A 20,404-nucleotide genomic window follows, 5' to 3' on the forward strand; every position below is an offset into this window, starting at 1 on the left:
AGCTGCGCATGCTGGACATTCGTCCGAGCGCCGTCCTGACCGCCCGTACCCTGCCGTCAGGGGCTCGGTGCGCCGAGATCGACGGCTGCGACGATGCGGTCGATGATCCGCACGAACCTGGCCCGCTCCCGTTCCGAGAAGGAGGCCATCAGGTCGTGCAGGTGCTTGTTCGTGCCGTCCATCGCGCGCGCGTAGTCGCGGCGGGCAGCATCGGTCAGCTCGATGTACCGGCTGCGGCCGTCGTCGGGGTTCGGGACACGGCTGAGGTGTCCGCTGTGCTCGAGGCGGTCCACCATGCCGGTGACCGCCGGGCCGGTGAGTCCCAGGTGCTTCGACAGGTCCTTCACGCGCACCGTCCGACCTGCTTCCTCGGCACGCGAGACGAACTGCAGCAGCGTCAGGTCGCCGCCGGAGACGCCGAGCTCGTCGCGCAGTCGACCGCGCAGTTCGGAGACCGCGGCCTCGAGCCGGGTCAGCGCCGCGTTCAGGTCGACATCGCTCACGACAACGTCCCCTCTGCACGGGTCTCGTCCGGGTCACGATACGCCGCAGTCACCGCACCAGCGTATCCACATAACGCGGAGCGTGGAACGGTGCGGGTGACGGCATCGGGAGCGGGGCACCGTGGCTGACCCCGTCCCGAGTCCACAGTCCGCTGCACCCGCCGGGGAACCGGTCCGTTTCGAGGTCTCCGGCGGGGACCCCGACTCGGCCGAGCGCGACCTCGCCGCCGTCCACGGCGCCGATCGGTGGTCCGTCCGGCGCATCGACGAGGACTTCTCGTACCGGTACACGGCTGTCGGCGACTCCGACGTGAGCATCCGGCGCTCGCAGCTCCGCGGTGCCGTGCGCGGCTCGGTGCCCGTCGGTGCCGACTACGTGGTGACGTGGATCACCAGCGGGACCGCGCACCTGGACTCCGGGCGCGTCCGGATGGAGTTGCGCCGGGACGTCCCCGTGCTCCTGCCGCCCGAGGACGACTTCGTGTTCACGGCCGAGGATCACGACCAGCGCCTGGTGCACTTCGGGCGGGAGTACGTGCACCGCGTCGCGTTCGAGCACCTGGAGGTCGAAGCGGCACCGCTGCGGTTCGACCCGACCCGCATGCCGGAACCGGAGACCGCCGAGCGCTGGCAGGGGGCGCTCGTGGCGTTATCCCGGGCACTTCGCGCCGAGGGCCCCGACTCGGACGCGTGGCACGCGGCCAAGCGGTCGGCCGCCACCGCGTTCCTGGACACCTTCCCGCCGCAGGCCGACGACCTGCCTGCGGTGCTCGGCCTGCCCCGGAACGCCCGGCTGCGGGCAGCGGTGGAGTACATCCACGCGCACGCTGCCGAGCCGGTCACGGTCCAGGAGCTGTCCGAGGTCGCCGGCCTGAGCGTGCGGTCTGTGCAGGAGTCGTTCCGCCGGGTCTTCGACGTGTCGCCGCTGACGTACCTGCGCGAGGTCCGGCTCGACCGCGTACGCGGCGAACTGCTCGAGCTTGACCCGCAGGCCGGGGTCGTCGGCGACGTCGCCCGCCGCTGGGGGTTCGCCCACCTCGGCCGGTTCTCGGCGGCGTACGCGGCCCGGTTCGGCGAGTACCCGAAGCAGACCCTGCGCCGCTGACGGCGGCGGGTGCTCAGCGGCCGGGCGTCGGCCTCGGCGCGGGGCCCGTGCTTGCCCGAACCCGCAGGGTCGTGGGGAGCCGGACGTGGTCCGTGGTCGGTTCGCCACGGAGCATCGTCAGGAGCATCTGCACGGCGTGCGACCCGAGTTCGGCGAGCGGCTGCGACACCGTGGTGAGCGGCGGGGTCGTGGTGGACGCTTGCGGCACGTCGTCGAAGCCCACGACGGACAGGTCCTGGGGGACGCGGAGCCCGACCTCGGCCGCGGCGCGGAGAACACCGATCGCCGACGAGTCGTTCGCGGCGAACACCGCGGTGGGGCGGTCGGCGAGGGTCAGGAGCTCGCGGGCGACGGCCGCGGACTGGTCCTCCTGGTAGCCGCCGTCACGCAGCAGGCACTCGTCGACCGTGATGCCCGCGGCGGTCAGGGCCGAGCGGTACCCGGCCGCGCGCAGCTGGGCGGAGGCCAGGTCGGCGCGTCCCTGCAGGTGCGCGATGCGGGTGTGCCCGAGGGACAGCAGGTGTTCGACGGCCTGCACCGCGCCGGCCTCGTTGTCCGCGTCGACGGTGGCGTGCCCCTCCGGCCCGGTGTGCGGGTCGATCGCCACGACGGGGATCGACGAGCTCGACAGTGCCGTGGTCGGGGTGACGACGATCGCGCCGTCGATCAGGGTGCCGGACAGGCGGGACAGCGACCGGCGCTCCCACCCGGGTCGGTCGGCGCCGGTCATCAGGCCGGCGTAGGCGAGGAGCTCGTAGCCGGTGCCGGTGGCCGCCCGCGAGATGCCGCGGAGCAGCTCGGTCGAGAACGGCTCGAACTCGGGCACCAGGATGCCGACGACCCCGGTCCGCGAACTCCGCAGGCTCCGGGCGACCAGCGACGTCTCGTACCCCAGGTCGTCGACCACCTGCTGCACGCGGAGCATCGTGGCGGGTGCGACCCCGTCCCGCTGGTTGATCACCTTGGACACCGTCGGGATCGAGACCCCGGCCACCCGCGCCACGTCGCCGATCGTCACCCGGCCGGCACCGGGACGCGCGCCGAGTGCCGAGTCCATGTGCACACCGTACCGCTGCGGCACCATGTCATCGGTAAAGAAAACGTTATCGATATCGATTGACATGGACCTGGAGCAGCAGGCATGCTCTCCGCAGCGGCAGTCGATGTCGCGCATGTCAACGACGACACTTCAGGAGTTCCACGATGACGAGGAAGATCCGTGCCGCGGCAGCCATCGCGCTGATCGGGGCCACAGCACTGGTGGCCAGTGGGTGCTCGGCGGGCAGCGATGCCTCCGAGGACGGCGGGAAGGTCACGATGACCTTCTGGCACAACTCGACCACCGGACCGGGCAAGGCCTACTGGGCCTCGACGGTCAAGGCGTTCGAGGAGAAGTACCCGAACGTCACCATCAAGACCCAGGCGATCCAGAACGAGGACCTGGACGGCAAGCTCCAGACCGCCCTCAACTCCGGCGACGCCCCCGACGTGTTCCTGCAGCGCGGCGGCGGCAAGATGGACGCGATGATCGCTGCCGGGCAGCTCATGGACATCTCCGACTCCATCAGCGCCGACGCGAAGAAGTCCATCAGCGCGGGCACGTTCGCCGGGTACGAGAAGGACGGCAAGACCTACGCCATGCCGGGCGCGGTGCTCCCCGAGGGCATCTGGTACTCGAAGGACCTGTTCAAGGAAGCCGGCATCGAGGGAACGCCCACGACCATGGACGAGCTGAACGACGCGATCACGAAGCTCAAGGCCAAGGACATCGACCCGGTCGCCGTCGGCGCGAAGGACGCGTGGCCGGCCGCCCACTGGTACTACAACTTCGCGCTCCGCGAGTGCAGCCAGAAGACCCTCGAGGACACGGCGAAGTCGCTGAAGTTCGACAACGCCTGCTGGACGAAGGCCGGCGAGCAGCTCGAGGACTTCAACGCCACCAAGCCCTTCAACAACGGCTTCCTGACCACCGCCGCACAGCAGGGCGCCGGCAGCTCGGCCGGTCTCCTCGCCAACCACAAGGCCGCCATGGAGCTCATGGGCGCGTGGGACCCGGGCGTGATCGCGTCGCTGACGCCGGACGCCAAGCCGCTGCCCGACCTCGGCTGGTTCCCGTTCCCCGCGATCGACGGTGGCAAGGGTGACCCGAAGTCGATGATGGGTGGTGTCGACGGCAACTCCTGCTCGGCACAGGCCCCGAAGAAGGCGTGCACCGACTTCCTGAACTTCATCGTGCAGAAGGACAACCAGGAGGCCTACTACAAGGCCTTCAACGCCATCCCGGTCAACAAGGAGGCCCAGTCGGTCGTCGACTCGGACTACCTGAAGTCGGCCCTGGCCGCCTACCAGGAGGCCCCGTTCGTCTCGCAGTACCTCGACACCCTGTACGGCCAGAACGTCGGCAACGCGCTGAACACCAGCGTCGTCGACCTGCTCGCCGACAAGGGCAGCGCGAAGGACATCGTCGAGACCACCAACCAGGCTGCGGCCAAGGGCTGAGCATGACCCTCGACACCTCGCTCGGTACGACTCCGACCACCGGGTCGGACACGGCCGCGGGGACGTCCCCGGCGGGGAGCGGTTCGCCGCTCCCCGCCGGTCGGCGGACCAAGCGCCGCATCGCGGACTGGCGGAAGCGCGTCGAGATCGCGGTCCTCGCCGGACCCGCGGTCATCGTCTTCGTCACGTTCGTGATCCTGCCCGTGGCGCTCGCCGCCTACTACGGGTTCTTCAAGTGGCAGGGCTACGGCCCACCCACCGACTTCGTCGGGCTGCAGAACTACCTGATCATCTTCCAGGACAAGGCGTTCCACGCGGTCCTGATGCACAACGGCTTCATCGTCGTGCTCTCGCTGGTGCTGCAGGGGCCGATCGCGATCGTGCTCGCGCTGCTGCTCAACCAGAAGATGCACGGCCGCGGGCTCGTCCGCGTGCTCGTCTTCGTGCCGTACGTCATCTCCGAGGTGATCGTCGGCACCGGGTGGAGCCTGATGCTCCAGTCGAACGGCGCCGTGAACGACCTGTTCCAGAGCATCGGCCTCGGCGGACTCCGTGCGGACTGGCTGTCGAACCCCGACATCGCCATCTGGACGCTGCTCGTGATCATCTCGTGGAAGTACATCGGCTTCGCGGTGATCCTGTTCCTCGCCGGCCTGCAGAGCATCCCCGAGGAACTGTTCGAGGCCGCAGCCATCGACGGCGCCGGCTACTGGCAGATCCAGCGGCGCATCACGCTGCCGCTGCTCGGCCCGACGATCCGCATCTGGGCGTTCCTGTCGATCATCGGCTCGCTGCAGCTGTTCGACCTCGTCTACATCATCTGGGGGCAGTACATCGCGTCGACCGCGGGCACCTCGACGATGGCGACGTACATGGTCGCCAACGGCCGGACCTCGGGCAACTTCGGCTTCGGCAGCGCCGTCGCGGTCGTGATGTTCGTGATCTCGCTCGTGGTCGCCCTGATCTACCAGCGCTTCGTGCTCCGCCGCGACACCGCGGGTGCACTCACCGAGAGGAAGAACTGATGGCCACCACGAGCATCGTCGCCCCCGGGCGCCGGGCCGTGCGGGAGCGCCGGTCCAGTGCCGCGATCGGACGCGCGAACCCGCTGACGTACGTCGTCGCGATCCTGTTCGTCGCCGCCAACCTGGCACCCGTGCTCTACATCGTGCTGGGCGGCTTCCGGACCAACTCGCAGATCACCACGAGCCCCGCCGGGCTGCCGGCACCGTTCGAGTTCGGCAACTACGGTTCCGTGCTGTCGAGCGGCATCTTCTGGCAGCAGCTCGGCAACTCGACGATCAGCGCCGTCACGACCACCCTCGGGGTCGTCGTGCTCGGGCTGATGGTGAGCTTCGTGCTCGCCCGCTACCGGTTCGCCGGCCGCGGGGCGCTCTACGCCCTGTTCGCCGCGGGCCTGATGTTCCCGATCACCGTCGCGATCACCCCGCTGTACCTGCTCGTCAAGGACCTCGGTCTGACGAACAGCCTGGCCGGCGTGATCCTGCCGCAGATCGCGTTCGCGCTGCCGACCACCGTCATCATCCTGGTGCCGTTCCTGCGGGCGATCCCCGACGAGCTCGAGGAGGCCGCGTCGATCGACGGAGCGAGCCGTCTCGGGTTCTTCTTCCGGATGGTCGTGCCGCTGTCGCTGCCCGGCGTCGTCACGGTCGGCATCCTGGCGTTCATCGCCAGCTGGAACAGCTACATCCTGCCGCTGTTCATCCTGAACAACGAGGCCGCGTACACGCTGCCGCTCGGGGTCCAGTCGTTCTCGTCGCAGTACTCCGTCGACACCGCCAAGGTGCTCGCGTTCACCTCGATGTCGATGATCCCGGCGCTCGTGTTCTTCACGATCTTCCAGCGCCGGATCGTCGGCGGCCTGACCGGGGCGGTGAAGGGGTGACCGCGACCGACGCGACGCGGACCGCCGGACGCGATCCGCGCCTCCAGGCCGACAGCACGACGGACGCGACGACCGCGACCGCGGCGGACGCGACCACCGCCGGACCCCGCGCCGACGCCCTGCTCGCCGAGATGACCCTCGACGAGAAGGTCGCCCAGCTCGTCGGCTACTGGCTCGACCAGAACGGCGTCGTCGCACCCATGCAGGGCGAGATGGCGGCCGTGCAGCAGGGCAGCACCCTGGCGGACATCACGCGCGACGGCATCGGGCAGTTCACCCGCGTCTACGGCACCCGTCCCGTCGAACCCGACGAACGTGCTGCCTGGCTCTGGGCCGAACAGCGCCGCCTGCAGCGCGAGACCCGGCTCGGGATCCCGGCGCTCGTCCACGAGGAGTGCCTGACCGGCCTCGCCGCGTGGAAGGCCGCGACGTTCCCGACCCCGCTGGCGTGGGGCGCGTCGTTCGACCCGGAACTCGTCGAGCAGGTCGGCGCCGCGATCGGTGCATCCATGCGCCAGCTCGGCGTCCACCAGGGGCTCGCACCGGTGCTCGACGTGATCCGCGACCCGCGTTGGGGGCGGGTCGACGAGTGCATCGCCGAGGACCCGTACCTGGTCGGCACGGTCGGCACCGCGTACGTGCGCGGGCTGCAGTCCGCCGGGGTCGACGCGACCCTGAAGCACTTCCTCGGGTACTCGGCGTCGCAGGCGGGGCGGAACCACGCCCCCGTGCACGCCGGGGCCCGCGAGGTCGCCGACGTGTACCTGCCGCCGTTCGAGATGGCGCTGCGCGACGGCGGCGCCCGGAGCGTCATGAACTCGTACGCCGAGATCGACGGCGTGCCCGTCGCGGCGAACGGCGAGCTGCTGACCAGCCTGCTCCGCGACCGGCTCGGCTTCGACGGCACGGTCGTGGCGGACTACTTCTCGGTGGCGTTCCTCGAGGTCATGCACGGCATCGCCGCCGACCGTGGCGAGGCCGCGGCGCTGGCGCTCGAGGCCGGCATCGACGTCGAGCTCCCGACCGGTGACGCGTACCTCGCGCCGCTGGTCGAGCGGGTCCGCAGCGGGCAGGTGGACGAGGCACTCGTCGACCGCGCCGTGCTCCGGGTGCTCCGGCAGAAGGAGCGGCTCGGCCTGCTCGAACCGGACGCGTTCGCCGAGGACGCCCCCACCGGGATCGACCTCGACACCCCGCTGCACCAGGCACTCGCACGGCAGCTGGCGGCGAAGTCGCTCGTGCTGCTGTCGAACGACAGCGGCAGCGCCGACAGCGGCACCGCCGACGGTGGCACCGTCGACAGCACCACCCCCGTCCTCCCGCTCGCACCGGGGGCGTCCGTCGCGGTCATCGGCCCGAACGCCGACCGCGCCGAGGCCCTGCAGGGCTGCTACTCGTTCGCCAACCACGTGCTCGCCTCGCACCCCGACCTGCCGCTCGGCTTCGCGATCCCGACCGTCCGCGAAGCCGTCACCCGGGCCCTCGGCCCGTCGGCGGTCCGCTTCGCCGCGGGCTGCGGCGTCACGGGCGACGACCGGGCCGGCTTCGCCGACGCGGTCGCCGTGGCCTCCGCCTCGGACGTCGCTGTGGTCGTCATCGGCGACCAGGCCGGACTCTTCGGCCGCGGCACGGTCGGCGAGGGCAACGACACCGAGTCGCTCGACCTGCCCGGCGTGCAGCGCGAGCTGGTCGAGGCCGTCGTCGCGACCGGCACCCCCACCGTGATGGTGCTGCTGACCGGCCGGCCGTACGCGATCGGCTGGGCGCTCGACGGCGACCAGCCGCGTCCGGCCGCGGTCGTGCAGGCGTTCTTCCCGGGCGAGGGCGGCGGGTTGGCGATCGCCGACCTGCTCACCGGCGCGGCCTCGCCCTCGGGCCGGCTGCCACTGTCCCTGCCCCGGTCCGCCGGCGCGCAGCCGTTCACGTACCTGCACCCGCGGCTCGGCGGTCCGTCCGACGTCACGGCCGCCGACTCGACGCCGGTGCGACCGTTCGGCTTCGGCCTCGGCTACACCGACTTCGGCTACGACGAGCTCGTCGTCGACCCGGACGTCCGCTCCGACGGCGTCTTCACCGCGTCGGTGACGGTCCGCAACACCGGGTCCCGTGCCGGCGAGGACGTCGTGCAGCTCTACGGGCACGACGTGCACGGCAGCGTCACCAGGCCCGAGGTGCAGCTCCTCGGCTACGCGCGGGTCGCGCTCGCCGCGGGGGAGTCCGCGCGGGTCCGCTTCCGCGTCCCGGTGCAGCGCTTCGCGTTCACCGACCGACGGATGCGCAAGGTGGTCGAACCCGGCGACGTGCAGGTCTGGGTCGCGTCGCACGCGGCGGCGTCCCGGCCGGGAGGCCCGGTGGCAGCGGGTGGGATCGTCGCCTCGGGCGACGGGCCGGTCCGACACCCCGTCCCCGGCACCGCCACGGAGCGCGCCACCGTCGCGGTCACGGGCGCGGTGCACGAGGTCACCCTCGACGACCCCCGCCTGGTGGAGTGGTCGCTCGTCTGACCTGGTGACGGACCACGCGCCCTGGGCGTGACCGAGTGACGGACAGGAGGCGCGGTGCGGGCTCGCACCGCGCCTCCTGTCCGTCAGTGGGTCGGGATCACCCGACCGGTTCGATCCGGTCGGACAGGTCCAGCGACCAGACGGCGACGCCCGTCAGGCCGAGCCGCTCCGCCAGGGCGACCCGTTCGCGCAGCGAGCGTGCGTCGGACCACCGGAGCGCCTCACCGCTCGGCAGGGTCGCGGTCCACTCGCCGACCGTCGCGTCCCACCGGGCGGTCGCGCCCGCCTTCCGGACCCGGAGCCGGGCCTGGGCGTCGGACAGCTGACCGGCCGGGCGCGTGCCCTTCCAGTGGTAGCCGTACCCGGCCACACCGAGCACGATCTGGTCGGCGGGAGCGAGGGTCGCGAGTGCACGGGCTGCCTTCGACGACCACGCGAGCGACCCGACCGGGCCGGGTGCGTCCGGCTCCCAGGGGCCGTGCTGGTCGTAGGCCATGAGCGTCAGGTGGTCGAGCGGGGCGCGGAGGGCGCGGACGTCGTAGCCGAGGCGGGCGTACCCGGCGGCGGTGGTCGACGCGGACAGGGCGATGTCGAGCCGGACGCCGTCGCCGACGGCGGCCCGGAGCTCCCGGGCGAAGGCGGTCAGACCGGGCTTCTCGGCCGGGGTCAGCGCCTCGAGGTCGATCATGACCGAGTCCCAGCCGCCCGTGGCCACGTCGGCGGCGAGCGACCGGACGACCCGGGCGCGGTTCGCTGGCGAGGTGAGCAGCTTCCGCGCGATCGGCTCGCTGAAGTCCCCGTCGGCCTCGGAGTAGTTGCTGACGAGCAGCTGCGCGGTGAGCCCGTTGGCGTGCGCCCGGTTGCGCTGGGCCTTGGCGGCGCGCGACGGTGCGGTGACCTTCGTGCCCGTGCGGTTCACCAGCAGCCCGTCGACGCCGACCACGTCCATCGCGGCGGCGTTCGCGTCCACCAGGGCGGTGTCGGCGTTCTCGGGCTGGAAGCCGGTCACGTCGAACCCGTCAGCGTGGGCGGCGGTCGGGGCCGTGCAGCCGGCGAGTGCGAGTCCGGTGGTGAGCGCGGCGGCGAGCAGCGCGGAGCGGCGTCGACGCGGGGTGGTGGTCACGGGGAGGGGCGTCCTGTCGTTCGTGCCCGGTCGGGGCGCGTCGTCGGCGCTCCGGTCAGGAGGCGCTGATGGTCGTGGTTGGTCGTGCCGGTGGGGCGCCGGCGACGTCGTCGGCGGAGACCGGGCCCTCGGCGTCCGTCGGTTCCGGGCTCAGGACGAGGCCGGAGCCGCTCGCCGCGCTGGCGTAGAGCTCGTCGAGCCACGAGCGGTTCACGCTCGGGGACTTGCCGCCGGCGAACTTGAAGTGCAGTCCACAGTACGGGTGGATCCAGATGCTGCTGCGGCCCCCGCCGACGGCGGGGTCGTCCTTCCACGAGAACACGAAGCTCTCCCCGCGGCGGATGAGGTTCACGATGACGATCTGCAGGTGCGTGAGTGCGCGATCGTCGAGGCGGAGTTCGAGGGGTTGCGAGTCGTAGATGAGCTGGCCCATGGCGCTGCCTTCCGTTTGCCGGGGCCCGCCGCACGTGCCGGGCCCGCGGGGTCCATCCTCCCGCGGATCCACGAAGTGTGGCGCATTCCGTCCATCGACGGCGTGATCAGTCCCGTTCCGTGCCGGTGCCCGACGGCGGGACGGCCGGTGCCGACCACGGCGGGAGCTCGGCCGACGGGTACCCGCCGTGCTCGTCCGGCGCCCGCAGCATCGGGTTGACCGCACGCAGCCGGATGCCGGAGGTGTCCTCGGCGACCCCGCGGACGGCGTTCGCCAGCAGGAACGCGACGACGTCGGCCGTGCTGCCGTCGGGGTCGTAGCCGTGCCAGGGGCGGTCGTCGCCCTGGGCGCGGCGCAGGGCATGGGCGAACGTCGCGTCGGCGTCGTCGACCTCCACCTCGCAGTCGAGCACGATCCGGAAGCGTGATCCCTCGCCCGGGGACCCGGCGAGGTCCGACGTGGCGCGGGGGTCCGGGTCCTCCGGGTCGAACGACCGGAGCGCCGCCGACGGTGCGGTGCCGAACGCCGCGCGGTACTCGGCCGCCATCCGGCCGGCGTTGCTGAAGTGCCAGTGCTTGGCGACGTCCGCGATGGTGCGACGGTCGGCCGGTGTCATCGACAGCAGGTCGCGGCGGACGCCCTCGAGTCGCACCCCGCGCAGGTACGACGCGGGTGAGGTCTGCAGCTCCCGCCGGAACGCGCTCTGCAGGCCGCGGGTCGACAGGTGTGCGGCGGCGGCGATGTCCGGTACGGAGATCGCTTCGCGGGCGTGGGCGTGCACGAACCGCAGCGCCTCGTGCACGGTGCGGGACAGCCGTGCTCCGCCGTGCTCGGGACCACTCGCCGTGGTCGGTGCCTGGTCCATACGTGGAGAGTACGAGTCGGTCGGGCCGATCGGCCTCCGACGCCACGACGCCGCCGTTATCCGGCGTGCGCGGATGTGGATCGCACCCGTTCGGGGGTCATTGTGGACCCCGGTGAGGGCGCTTATCGTCCAAGAGGTACTCAAACTGTCCCCCTCCGAACAGGGTCGGAGGCACGGGGACAGATCGGAGGATCTGATGAGTGGTTACGAGCGTGCACCGGGGGTCGCCCCGGTCCACATCACCTCCTACCGGGCTCGCGCACGCGCTGCCCGACGCGGGTGGATCGTGCAGTCCGAGGACGACGTCGACCGTGAGCGGTTCACCTTCGCGGACCTCCGCGCCCGGCGAGGGTCGGGCCAGTGAGCAGCGACACCGTCCCGCGGGTCGCCGTCGGCAACGCGCCCCGGACCGCCGAGCGGTGCGGCCGGACCACCGCGGACGCCGTCCGGACGGTGCGTGCCGTGTACGACGGCCGCGACGTCCGGTTCGCGCCCACCGACCGGTTCGCGTTCCGCCACCGGACGGTGCGCCACCACAACGTCGCGCTGCTGTCGTCGGCGGTGTCGACCGCCGCCGCCGCCTCGTTCACGCCGGACGGCACGCCGGTGCTGGCGTGGTCGACCGCGGGGTGCCTGCGGGTCGACGACGACGCGCCCGCCCGGCCCGGTGTGCCGGTGCTCCTGCCGACGGACCGGCCGTTCACGCTGCTCGTGCCGGCGGGGACCGTCCAGGTCCTGCGGGTCGACCGCGGATTCCTCGACGCCGTCAACGGGGTCGTGTTCGACCACCGCTTCGCCGGCCGACTGCGATCCCGCCCGGCCGAGGCCGAGGTGTCCCACCTGGTCGCCCGCATCGACGCGGTCGCCGTCAACGCACTGCACCCCGACCGCAACCCGGGCGGGCACCTGTCGGCACAGGTGCTGCTGGCCGAGTCCGTGCTGCGGGCCTTCGGCGGGACGGACGCCGAACCCGACGCATCGCCGGTCCGCCGGACGGTGAACACCGTGCAGCTCGCACAGGCCTGGCTCGCGGAGCACTGCGACCGGCCGCTCCAGCTCGCGGACGTCTGCGGGGCCGTCGGGGTCAGCTCCCGCACGCTGCAGGAGAACTTCGTGCAGCACGTCGGCGTGAGCCCCATGACCTACCTGCTGCAGGTCCGCCTCGACCGGGTCCGGATCGCGCTCCAGCTCGCCGACTGTGCGCAGACGACGGTGGCCGAGGTCGCGCACCGGTGGGGGTTCCGCCACATGGGGCGGTTCTCGAGCACGTACTTCCAGCGCTTCGACGAGTACCCGAAGAAGACGCTCCAGACGAGCACCTGAGCGCCGATCCGTGCGTACCCGACAACAGCGGCTGATCGGGCTGGCGGAGCGGGTCCTGCTCCACCAGCCGGACGTCGTGCCGGACAGCATCCTGTTCGAGTGGGGCGACCACCGCGGACGCGACTGGGAGCAGACCCTCACCGTGCACTACGACGTCGGTGGCGGGAGCGCCGGCCCCCACCACCGGCACCACTACTTCATCTGACGGAGCGCTGCAGCCGGTCCGCCAGGAACGCCGCCTGACGCTCCCAGTGCCGGAAGCCGCCACCCTCGTGCCCGTTGTACGGGTACACGACGATCTCGCGGTCGCTGGAGCCGAGGGCGTTGAACGCGGCGAAGGTCGTGCGGGGCGGCACGACGTCGTCCATCAGCGCGACCGAGAACAGTGCCGGGGCGGTGATGCCGGCGGCGTGGTTGACCCCGTCCAGGTACGCGGCGGTCGCCCACACGGTGTCGGCCGCGTCGCGGTGGACGGCGAGGTACTGCGCGAGCTCCAGGTACGGCCCGCCGACCGCGACGTCGGTGCCGTTCCGCCAGTCGGCCAGGAACGCCACGTCGGGCAGCACCGCGGCGACCGGTCCGACGTGTGCCTCGACCAAGGCCGCTGCGGCGATCGTGATGCCGCCGCCCTGGCTGCCGCCGGTCAGGGCGATGCGCTCGGGGTCGATCCCGGGCAGCGTGCGCACCGCCTCGACGAGCCGCACGGCGTCGGTGTAGACGCGGCGGTAGTAGTGGTCGGCGGGCGAGCCGATGCCGCTCGTCATCCAGCCGCTGGCGTGCGGTGCGGAGCCGTGCGGGTCCGGGGTGTCGCCGCCGGCCCACCCGGAGCCCTGGCCGCGGGTGTCCATCACCACGTGCACGTACCCGGCGAGGGCCCAGTGCACGCGCTCGCCCGGGCGACCACGGCCACCGCCGTAGCCGAGGAACTCGACGACGACCGGCAGCGCGCCCGGGTCGTCGGTCACGGGACGGTTGACCCACGCCCGCACCGGGTCACCGGCGAACCCGGGGAACGTCAGGTCCTCGACGACGAGCCCGGTCACCGGGGTCTCGGCCGGCACGAGGGTCGTCTCGAACCCCTCGCCCGCGGTCCGGGCGGCGGCGATCGTGTCCGCCCAGAAGGCGTCGAAGTCAGCGGGACGACGGACGTCCGAGTGGTGGGCGCGGAGCGCGTCGAGGGGCAGGTCGGTCAGTGGCATGGGTGTCCTCCGGGGACGATGATGCCCCCGGCACCCTGGTGGAGGGCGCCGGGGGCGGGGAGTGTCGGATCCGGTGCGTCGGTCAGCGCGCCGCGGCGCGGTACTGCTCGAGCACCTCGGGGTGCGGGTCGGACGGCACGGTGGTCGTCGCGGTGTCCCACGTCGGCAGTGCGCCGGTGAGCGCCCACGCGGCCTGCTTCGCAGCACCCGCGGCGACGTACTCGCCGGGCTCCGGCACCAGGACGTCACGGCCGAACACCTGTGCGGCGACGGCGCGGACCGCCGGGTTCCGCGCAGCGCCGCCGATGAGCAGCAGCCGCTCGACGGTCACCCCGGTGTCCTGCACCGCGGCCAGTCCGTCGGCGAGGGCGCAGAGCATCCCCTCGACGGCTGCCCGGGCCAGGTGCGCCCGGTCGGTGGTCGCCGGCGTCATGCCGAGCAGCGATGCGGTCGCGTCCGGCCGGTTGGGCGTGCGCTCGCCGACGAAGTACGGCACCAGGACGAGGCCGTCGGCCCCGGCCGGCGCCTGCAGCGCCAGCTCGCCGAGTGCGTCGTGGTCGACGCCGAGCAGGCCGCCGATCACCTCGAGCACGCGGGCCGCGTTGAGCGTCGTGACGATCGGGAGGCGCGACCCGGTCCCGTCGGCGAAGCCCGCCACGGTCCCGCTCGGGTCACGCACCTCGGCGTCGCTGACCCCGAAGACCGTGCCGCTCGTGCCGAGGGACACCGCGACGTCACCCGGGCCGAGACCCAGGCCGAGCGCTGCCCCGGCGTTGTCGCCGAGTCCGGCGCCGATGACGAGGCCGGACCGGGCGACCGCGCCGCCGGGCAGTTCGACGTCGGTGGACAGGGTGCCCATCGCCTCGTCGGGAGCGACCACGCGGGGCACGACCACGGCGTCGTCGTCACCCATCGACGCCGGCCGCATCGGCCGCCCGAGCGCGAGCTCGAACAGCTCCGGGTCGTACTCGCGGCGCACCGGGTCCCAGTACCCCGTGCCGCTGGCGTCGGACGCATCCGTCGCCAGGGCTTCGAGGTCGGGGCCGAGCGGGCTCTCGTCCGCCGGTCCGTACCCGCGGAGCCGCCACGACAGCCAGTCGTGGGGGAGCGCCACGGCCGCGACGCGGGCCGCGTTCTCGGGCTCCGCGTCACGGAGCCACCGCAGCTTGGTACCGGTGAACGACGCGACCGGCACCAGCCCCGTCCGGGCGACCCACGCCTCCTGGCCGAGCTCGTCGACCATCTGCGCGGCCGCGTCCGCACTGCGGACGTCGTTCCAGAGCAGGGCGTCGCGGACGACGCGGCCGTCGGCGTCGAGCGCGACCATGCCGTGCTGCTGCCCGGCGATCGCGGCGGCACCGACGTCGTCGAGGCCACCGGCGTCCGCGACGGCGGCACCGAGCGCGTCCCACCAGTGACGGGGGTCGACGGCGGTGCCGTCCGGGTGGGACGCGCGTCCCTCGCGGACGACCGCACCGGTCGCGGCGTCACGGATGGTGACCTTGCAGGACTGGGTCGACGAGTCGACGCCGGCGACGAGCTGGCGCTCGTCCGTGTTCTCAGCCACGAGCACCCATCAAGTGCTCGATGGCGAGCTGCTGCAGGCGGACGAAGCCGAAGCCCTTGCCGCCGAAGTAGGCGTCGGCGTCGAAGTCCTCGTAGGCGGACCGGTCGGCGAGGAACGTGTCGTACGACTCGCCGTCGTTCAGCGTCGGCGTCGACAGCTCGCCGACCTTGGAGGCCTCGAGCGCTGCCTGCACCTCGGGGTCGGCACGGAACGCCTGCGCACGCTCCTTCAGGAGCAGGTACATGCGCATGTTGGCCGACGCGGAGTCCCAGACGCCGGTGATGTCCTCGGTGCGGCTCGGCTTGTAGTCGAAGTGGCGCGGGCCGTCGTACGCCGGGCCGCCCTGCGGGGCGCCGTGCTCGAGCAGGTCGACGAGCGAGAACGCGTTCTGCAGGTCGCCGTGACCGAACACCAGGTCCTGGTCGTACTTGATGCCGCGCTGGCCGTTGAGGTCGATGTGGAAGAGCTTGCCCTGGTAGAGCGCCTGGGCGATGCCGGCCGTGAAGTTCAGGCCCGCCATCTGCTCGTGGCCGACCTCGGGGTTGATGCCGAACAGCTCGGGGCGCTCGAGCGTCTCGGTGAAGGCGATCGCGTGGCCGAGGGTCGGCAGGAGGATGTCGCCGCGGGGCTCGTTCGGCTTCGGCTCGATGGCGAACCGGATGCCGTAGCCCTTGTCGGTGACGTACTGGGCGAGCAGGTTGACGGCCTCGCGGTAGCGCTCGAGCGCGGCCTGCACGTCCTTGGCGCTGTCGTACTCGGAGCCTTCGCGGCCACCCCACATCACGAACGTCGACGCGCCGAGCTCGGCGGCGAGGTCGATGTTGCGGAGCACCTTGCGGAGCGCGAAGCGGCGGACCTGCCGGTCGTTCGAGGTGAAGCCGCCGTCCTTGAAGACCGGGGCGGAGAACAGGTTCGTCGTGACCATCGGCACGACGAGCCCGGTCGACTCGAGCGCACCCTTGAGGCGGTCGATCTGGGTCTGGCGTTCGGCGTCGGTCGAACCGAACGCGAACAGGTCGTCGTCGTGGAAGGTCAGGCCGTAGGCCCCGAGCTCGTCGAGCTTCTCGACCGCCTCGACCACGTCGAGGGCGGGTCGGGTCGGCCCGCCGAAGGGGTCGGAGCCGTTGTAGCCGATGGTCCAGAGACCGAAGGAGAACTTGTCTGCACGGGTGGGCGTCGTTGCCATGGTGGTCACCGTTCGTCGTCGAAACAAAATGTTGCCGTGCCCAACATAAGCGGTAGTGTTGGCTGTAGCAAGCACGTGATCGCAAAGGAGCGAGCGGATGGCAAGTGTGTCGACGGTGCAGCAACGACTGCGGGTCGCGATGGTGGGTCACGGCTTCATGGGAGCCGCACACTCACAAGCGTGGCGGACCGCCCCCAGGTTCTTCGACCTCGGAGCCGAGCCGGAGATGGCGGTGATCGTCGGGCGTGATCCCGAACGCACCGAGGCCGCGCGGCAGCAGTACGGCTGGCAGGCGGCATCCACCGACTGGCGCGCCGTCGTGGCCGATCCGGACATCGACGTGGTCGACGTCGTGTCCCCGGGGTCCTCGCACGTCGAGATCGCGATCGCCGCGCTCCAGGCCGGCAAGCACGTCCTGTGCGAGAAGCCGCTCGCGAACACCGTCGCCGAGGCCGAGGCGATGACCGCCGCCGCCGACGCCGCCCGTGCACAGGGTGTCCGGGCGATGGTCGGGTTCAGCTACCGCCGGGTGCCGGCCATCGCGTTCGCGCGCCAGCTGGTGCAGGACGGCCGGATCGGCACCGTGCGCCAGGTCCGCGCGCTCTACCTGCAGGACTGGCTCGCCGACGCCGAGGGCCCGATGACCTGGCGCCTCGACAAGTCGCTCGCCGGCTCCGGTGCGCTCGGTGACATCGGCGCGCACGCCATCGACCTGGTCGAGCACGTCACGGGCGCGTCGCTCGCCACCGTCTCCGGCACGCTCGAGACCTTCGTGACCGAGCGTCCGCTGATGGCCGAGGGGGTCGGGCTCTCCGGCACCGCGTCGAGCGAGCGCGGGCAGGTCACCGTCGACGACGCCGCGTTCTTCACCGCGCGGCTCGACGGCGGCGCGGCCGACGGTGCGATCGGCACGTTCGAGGCCACGCGCTACGCGACCGGGCGGAAGAACGGTCTGACGCTCGAGATCAGCGGGTCCGAGGGCGCGATCCAGTTCGACCTCGAGGCGATGAACGAGCTCCGGCTGTACGAGTCGAACGCCCCGGCGGGGGAGCAGGGGTTCCGCCGCATCCTCGTCACCGAACCCGAGCACCCCTACATGGCCGCGTGGTGGCCGACCGGGCACCTCATCGGGTACGAGCACACCTTCAGCCACCAGGTGAAGGACTTCGTCGACGCGATCGTCGCCGGCACCGACCCGTCGCCGTCGTTCGCCGACGGCCTGCACGTGCAGCGGGTCCTCGACGCGGTCGAACGCAGCGCCGCCGCCGGCAGCACCTGGACGGCGACCTCGTGAGCGCCGCCGAGCAGACCCGCCAGGCGCTCGTCGTCCGTGGCGGGTGGGACGGCCACCAGCCCGTCGAGACCACCGACCTGTTCGTCCCGTTCCTGCGCGAGAACGGGTTCGAGGTCCGGGTGTCGGACTCGACGGCCGTCTACGCCGACGCCGCCGTCATGGACGAGGTCGACCTGATCGTGCAGGTCGTCACGATGTCGACCATCGCCGACGACGAGTTCGCCGGGCTGCAGCGCGCGGTCCTGGGCGGCGCCGGACTTGCCGGCTGGCACGGCGGCATCGCGGACGCGTTCCGGAACACCGCCGACTACCTGCACATGGTCGGCGGCCAGTTCGCCCACCACGCCGGCAAGCACCCCGACGAGCGCGTCGGGGAACAGTCCGACAACTACATCCCCTACACGGTGCACCTCACCGACCTCGGGCACGAACACCCGATCACGCAGGGCATCGAGGACTTCGACCTCGTCACCGAGCAGTACTGGGTGCTGTCCGACGAGTACAACGACGTCCTCGCGACCACCACCCAGGACGCGCGCGACTTCGACGCCTGGAACCGCCCGGTCACCGCACCGGCGATCTGGACACGGCAGTGGGGCGAGGGCCGCGTGTTCGTCTCCGCACCAGGGCACCGCCTCGAGGTCGTCGAGTCGCAGCCACTCCGCACCATCATCGAACGGGGACTCCTGTGGGCAGCACGGTGAACGAAGGGGTGCTCCGCGTCGGTGTCGTCGGCGTCGGGGTCATCAGCCAGCAGTACTTCGAGCACTTCCCGGCGCTGCCCGGGCTGTCGCTCGTGGCGGTCGCCGACCTCGACGTCGCCCGTGCCCAGCAGGTCGGTGCGGCACAGGGTGTTCGCGGCACCACCGTGGACGACCTGCTCGCCGCCGACGACGTCGACGTGGTGCTCAACCTGACGATCCCGGCCGCGCACGCCGACATCGCCACCCGGGCCCTCGCCGCCGGCAAGCACGTCTACGGCGAGAAGCCGCTCGCGATGTCCACCGCCGAGGCCGCACCGGTGCTCGAAGCAGCCCGCGCAGCCGGCCTGCGCGTCGGCAGCGCCCCGGACACCGTCCTCGGCACGGGCATCCAGACCGCACGGGCCGCCCTCGACGACGGCGCGATCGGGACCCCGGTCGGTGCCGCCGTCGCCTGGAGCGCACCCGGGCACGAGCTCTGGCACCCCGCGCCGGCGTTCTACTACCAGCCGGGCGGCGGACCGCTCCTCGACATGGGGCCGTACTACCTGACCAGCCTCGTCACGTTCTTCGGGCCGGTCGTCCGGGTCAGCGGCAGCGCCACCCGCTCCACCCGCGAACGGACGATCGCCACCGGGCCGAACGCCGGCACGTCGATCCCGGTCGACATCGACACGCACGTCGTCGCGATCCTCGAGCACGAGAACGGCGTGGTCTCCACCGTGACCGTCTCGTTCGAGGTGTGGGCCACCCGCGCCCCGCTGTTCGAGGTGTACGGCACCGCGGGCACCCTCGGCGTCCCGGACCCGAACCGGTTCTCGGACACCGTGTCGATCGCCACCGCCGACGACCGCTCGTGGCGCGACCTGCCGGTCGCCGCCGGGTACGCCGATGCCGGCCGCGGCTACGGTCTCGCCGACATGGCCCACGCGATCGCGACGGACCGGCCGCACCGAGCCTCCGGTGACCTCGCGTTCCACGTGCTCGAAGTCATGGAGGCGGTCTCCGCTGCCGCCCGAGACCACTCGGTCGTCGACGTGCACTCGCGCGTCGAGCGACCCGCCACCGTCCCCGCCGGGTCCGCACCCGGATCCTGGTGACGGAACCCGACCACCGCGAAGAAGGACGACGACGATGACGACGACGGACGCGAGCGACACGACGGAGACGACCCGGGCCTCCAGGCCGGTCACCCTGTTCACCGGACAGTGGGCCGACCTGCCCTTCGAGGAGGTCGCCCGGCTCGCCGGCGAGTGGGGCTACGACGGGCTGGAGATCGCCTGCTGGGGTGACCACCTGGACGTCCGCCGCGCCGCGACGGACCCCTCGTACGTCGCCGAGCGCAAGGCGATCCTGGAACGCAACGGGCTGCAGGTCTGGACGATCGCCAACCACCTGGTCGGCCAGGCCGTGTGCGACGACCCCATCGACCAGCGGCACGAGGACATCGTCCCGCCGCACGTGTGGGGCGACGGCGACCCCGAGGGCGTGCGGCAGCGTGCGGCCGAGGAACTGCAGTGGACCGCCCGTGCCGCCGCGGCGCTCGGGGTCGACACCGTCACGGGTTTCTCCGGCTCGTCGATCTGGAAGACCGTCGCCGGGTTCCCGCCCGTGCCCCCGGGGATGATCGACGCCGGGTACCAGGACTTCCACGACCGCTGGTCGCCGATCCTCGACGTCTTCGAGGAGGTCGGGGTCCGGTTCGCGCTCGAGGTGCACCCGTCCGAGATCGCCTACGACTACTGGACCGCTGCGCGGACCCTCGAGGTGTTCCGCGACCGGCCGGCGTTCGGCTTCAACTTCGACCCGTCGCACTTCGTCTGGCAGGACCTCGACCCCGCGGCGTTCCTGCTCGACTTCGCCGACCGGGTGTACCACGTGCACTGCAAGGAGTCGGTGAAGCAGCTCGACGGGCGCAACGGGCGGCTGTCCTCGCACCTGCCGTGGGGCGACCCCCGGCGCGGGTGGGACTTCGTCACCGCCGGCCACGGGGACGTGCCGTGGGAGCGGGTGTTCCGCGTGCTGAACCACATCGGGTACACCGGACCGACCAGCGTCGAGTGGGAGGACGCCGGCATGGACCGGCTCGTCGGCGGGCCCGAGGCGCTGGCGTTCGTCCGGCAGCTCGGTACCATCGCGCCGCCGGACGCTTCGTTCGACGCCGCGTTCTCGCAGTCGCGCTGACCGGCCGACCAC

Annotated in this window: 20 protein-coding genes; 12 read left to right on the forward strand and 8 right to left on the reverse strand. The window is 72.1% G+C overall.

What is annotated here, in order from left to right:
* Window positions 1–56 precede the first annotated feature (56 nt).
* A complete protein-coding gene (locus tag DEJ08_RS03725; protein ID WP_111029629.1) occupies window positions 57–503 on the reverse strand; it encodes a MarR family winged helix-turn-helix transcriptional regulator in 447 nt (148 codons plus the stop codon).
* Window positions 504–624: 121 nt separating this feature from the next.
* Between DEJ08_RS03725 and DEJ08_RS03730 the strand changes: the two genes are divergently transcribed.
* Window positions 625–1,608, forward strand: a complete 984-nt coding sequence (locus DEJ08_RS03730; RefSeq protein ID WP_111039977.1) for an AraC family transcriptional regulator — start codon at window positions 625–627, stop codon at window positions 1,606–1,608.
* Between the two features lie 13 nt (window positions 1,609–1,621).
* Here the strand turns inward: DEJ08_RS03730 and DEJ08_RS03735 are convergent, their stop codons facing one another.
* Complete coding sequence (locus DEJ08_RS03735) at window positions 1,622–2,665, reverse strand: LacI family DNA-binding transcriptional regulator (protein WP_181433144.1); 1,044 nt, start codon at window positions 2,663–2,665, stop codon at window positions 1,622–1,624.
* 146 nt (window positions 2,666–2,811) lie between these two features.
* On the opposite strand from DEJ08_RS03735, the gene DEJ08_RS03740 reads away from it, so the two are divergent.
* From DEJ08_RS03740 to DEJ08_RS03755, 4 genes are read left to right on the forward strand one after another with little or no spacing between them, the layout of a single operon-like run.
* Entirely contained in the window at window positions 2,812–4,107 is a 1,296-nt protein-coding gene (locus tag DEJ08_RS03740) for an ABC transporter substrate-binding protein (protein WP_071405208.1), read from the forward strand.
* 2 nt (window positions 4,108–4,109) lie between these two features.
* Window positions 4,110–5,132 (forward strand): carbohydrate ABC transporter permease, encoded by a 1,023-nt coding sequence (locus tag DEJ08_RS03745; protein WP_027464452.1) that lies wholly within the window; start codon window positions 4,110–4,112, stop codon window positions 5,130–5,132.
* Entirely contained in the window at window positions 5,132–6,013 is an 882-nt protein-coding gene (locus DEJ08_RS03750) for a carbohydrate ABC transporter permease (RefSeq protein ID WP_017886791.1), read from the forward strand. Before DEJ08_RS03745 ends, DEJ08_RS03750 begins: the two co-directional genes overlap by 1 nt.
* The gene (locus DEJ08_RS03755) at window positions 6,010–8,517 is read left to right on the forward strand and encodes a beta-xylosidase/alpha-l-arabinosidase (RefSeq protein ID WP_220035456.1); all 2,508 of its coding nucleotides are present in this window, start codon (window positions 6,010–6,012) and stop codon (window positions 8,515–8,517) included. Before DEJ08_RS03750 ends, DEJ08_RS03755 begins: the two co-directional genes overlap by 4 nt.
* Window positions 8,518–8,614: 97 nt before the next feature.
* Here DEJ08_RS03755 and DEJ08_RS03760 read toward each other — a convergent pair whose 3' ends face one another.
* From DEJ08_RS03760 to DEJ08_RS03770, 3 genes are all read right to left on the reverse strand, one after another.
* Entirely contained in the window at window positions 8,615–9,640 is a 1,026-nt protein-coding gene (locus tag DEJ08_RS03760; RefSeq protein ID WP_111054920.1) for a glycosyl hydrolase family 18 protein, read from the reverse strand.
* 55 nt (window positions 9,641–9,695) lie between these two features.
* Window positions 9,696–10,073, reverse strand: coding sequence for a DUF7882 family protein (locus DEJ08_RS03765; RefSeq protein ID WP_071245963.1), 378 nt, complete (start codon window positions 10,071–10,073; stop codon window positions 9,696–9,698).
* Window positions 10,074–10,179: 106 nt separating this feature from the next.
* A complete protein-coding gene (locus tag DEJ08_RS03770) occupies window positions 10,180–10,938 on the reverse strand; it encodes a helix-turn-helix domain-containing protein (RefSeq protein ID WP_071405212.1) in 759 nt (252 codons plus the stop codon).
* 196 nt (window positions 10,939–11,134) lie between these two features.
* On the opposite strand from DEJ08_RS03770, the gene DEJ08_RS03775 reads away from it, so the two are divergent.
* Genes DEJ08_RS03775 through DEJ08_RS03785 form a run of 3 tightly spaced genes read left to right on the forward strand, consistent with a single transcriptional unit; the run spans window position 11,135 to window position 12,466 of the window.
* The gene (locus tag DEJ08_RS03775; RefSeq protein WP_163343324.1) at window positions 11,135–11,302 is read left to right on the forward strand and encodes a hypothetical protein; all 168 of its coding nucleotides are present in this window, start codon (window positions 11,135–11,137) and stop codon (window positions 11,300–11,302) included.
* Window positions 11,299–12,261, forward strand: coding sequence for a helix-turn-helix transcriptional regulator (locus DEJ08_RS03780; RefSeq protein ID WP_111054919.1), 963 nt, complete (start codon window positions 11,299–11,301; stop codon window positions 12,259–12,261). The genes DEJ08_RS03775 and DEJ08_RS03780 overlap by 4 nt, the downstream gene beginning before the upstream one ends.
* Before the next feature lie 10 nt (window positions 12,262–12,271).
* Window positions 12,272–12,466: a hypothetical protein gene (locus DEJ08_RS03785; protein ID WP_111054918.1), complete on the forward strand. Its 195-nt coding sequence runs from the start codon at window positions 12,272–12,274 to the stop codon at window positions 12,464–12,466.
* Here DEJ08_RS03785 and DEJ08_RS03790 read toward each other — a convergent pair.
* The 3 genes from DEJ08_RS03790 to xylA form a co-directional block, all read right to left on the reverse strand.
* Window positions 12,459–13,460: an acetylxylan esterase gene (locus DEJ08_RS03790; protein WP_111054917.1), complete on the reverse strand. Its 1,002-nt coding sequence runs from the start codon at window positions 13,458–13,460 to the stop codon at window positions 12,459–12,461. The genes DEJ08_RS03785 and DEJ08_RS03790 overlap by 8 nt on opposite strands.
* 82 nt (window positions 13,461–13,542) lie before the next feature.
* A complete protein-coding gene (locus DEJ08_RS03795; protein ID WP_111054945.1) occupies window positions 13,543–15,027 on the reverse strand; it encodes an FGGY family carbohydrate kinase in 1,485 nt (494 codons plus the stop codon).
* The gene (gene xylA / locus DEJ08_RS03800; RefSeq protein WP_111054944.1) at window positions 15,020–16,213 is read right to left on the reverse strand and encodes a xylose isomerase; all 1,194 of its coding nucleotides are present in this window, start codon (window positions 16,211–16,213) and stop codon (window positions 15,020–15,022) included. The genes DEJ08_RS03795 and xylA overlap by 8 nt, the downstream gene beginning before the upstream one ends.
* Window positions 16,214–16,310: 97 nt before the next feature.
* Here xylA and DEJ08_RS03805 point away from each other — a divergent pair, with 97 nt between their 5' ends.
* The 4 genes from DEJ08_RS03805 to DEJ08_RS03820 are packed head-to-tail and all read left to right on the forward strand — an operon-like array spanning window position 16,311 to window position 20,392.
* Window positions 16,311–17,507 carry a Gfo/Idh/MocA family protein gene (locus DEJ08_RS03805; protein WP_258367154.1) on the forward strand — a complete coding sequence of 399 codons (1,197 nt, stop codon included), beginning with the start codon at window positions 16,311–16,313 and terminating at the stop codon, window positions 17,505–17,507.
* A complete protein-coding gene (locus DEJ08_RS03810) occupies window positions 17,504–18,211 on the forward strand; it encodes a ThuA domain-containing protein (protein WP_110865025.1) in 708 nt (235 codons plus the stop codon). Before DEJ08_RS03805 ends, DEJ08_RS03810 begins: the two co-directional genes overlap by 4 nt.
* The gene (locus DEJ08_RS03815; protein WP_111054915.1) at window positions 18,196–19,308 is read left to right on the forward strand and encodes a Gfo/Idh/MocA family protein; all 1,113 of its coding nucleotides are present in this window, start codon (window positions 18,196–18,198) and stop codon (window positions 19,306–19,308) included. The genes DEJ08_RS03810 and DEJ08_RS03815 overlap by 16 nt, the downstream gene beginning before the upstream one ends.
* Window positions 19,309–19,342: 34 nt before the next feature.
* Window positions 19,343–20,392, forward strand: coding sequence for a sugar phosphate isomerase/epimerase family protein (locus DEJ08_RS03820; protein WP_071405218.1), 1,050 nt, complete (start codon window positions 19,343–19,345; stop codon window positions 20,390–20,392).
* Window positions 20,393–20,404 lie beyond the last annotated feature (12 nt).

Source organism: Curtobacterium sp. MCLR17_054 (assembly GCF_003234335.2).
GTDB lineage: Bacteria > Actinomycetota > Actinomycetes > Actinomycetales > Microbacteriaceae > Curtobacterium > Curtobacterium flaccumfaciens.

What these genes read in the sequence shown, in the direction of transcription:
- DEJ08_RS03750 (WP_017886791.1), top strand. Translation starts at nt 5,132, where the DNA reads ATGGCCACCACGAGCATCGTCGCCCCCGGGCGCCGGGCCGTGCGGGAG.
- DEJ08_RS03745 (WP_027464452.1), top strand. Translation starts at nt 4,110, where the DNA reads ATGACCCTCGACACCTCGCTCGGTACGACTCCGACCACCGGGTCGGAC.
- DEJ08_RS03735 (WP_181433144.1), bottom strand. Translation starts at nt 2,665, where the DNA reads ATGGACTCGGCACTCGGCGCGCGTCCCGGTGCCGGCCGGGTGACGATC.
- DEJ08_RS03765 (WP_071245963.1), bottom strand. Translation starts at nt 10,073, where the DNA reads ATGGGCCAGCTCATCTACGACTCGCAACCCCTCGAACTCCGCCTCGAC.
- DEJ08_RS03805 (WP_258367154.1), top strand. Translation starts at nt 16,311, where the DNA reads ATGGCAAGTGTGTCGACGGTGCAGCAACGACTGCGGGTCGCGATGGTG.
- DEJ08_RS03770 (WP_071405212.1), bottom strand. Translation starts at nt 10,938, where the DNA reads ATGGACCAGGCACCGACCACGGCGAGTGGTCCCGAGCACGGCGGAGCA.
- DEJ08_RS03775 (WP_163343324.1), top strand. Translation starts at nt 11,135, where the DNA reads ATGAGTGGTTACGAGCGTGCACCGGGGGTCGCCCCGGTCCACATCACC.
- DEJ08_RS03740 (WP_071405208.1), top strand. Translation starts at nt 2,812, where the DNA reads ATGACGAGGAAGATCCGTGCCGCGGCAGCCATCGCGCTGATCGGGGCC.
- xylA (WP_111054944.1), bottom strand. Translation starts at nt 16,213, where the DNA reads ATGGCAACGACGCCCACCCGTGCAGACAAGTTCTCCTTCGGTCTCTGG.
- DEJ08_RS03820 (WP_071405218.1), top strand. Translation starts at nt 19,343, where the DNA reads ATGACGACGACGGACGCGAGCGACACGACGGAGACGACCCGGGCCTCC.
- DEJ08_RS03790 (WP_111054917.1), bottom strand. Translation starts at nt 13,460, where the DNA reads ATGCCACTGACCGACCTGCCCCTCGACGCGCTCCGCGCCCACCACTCG.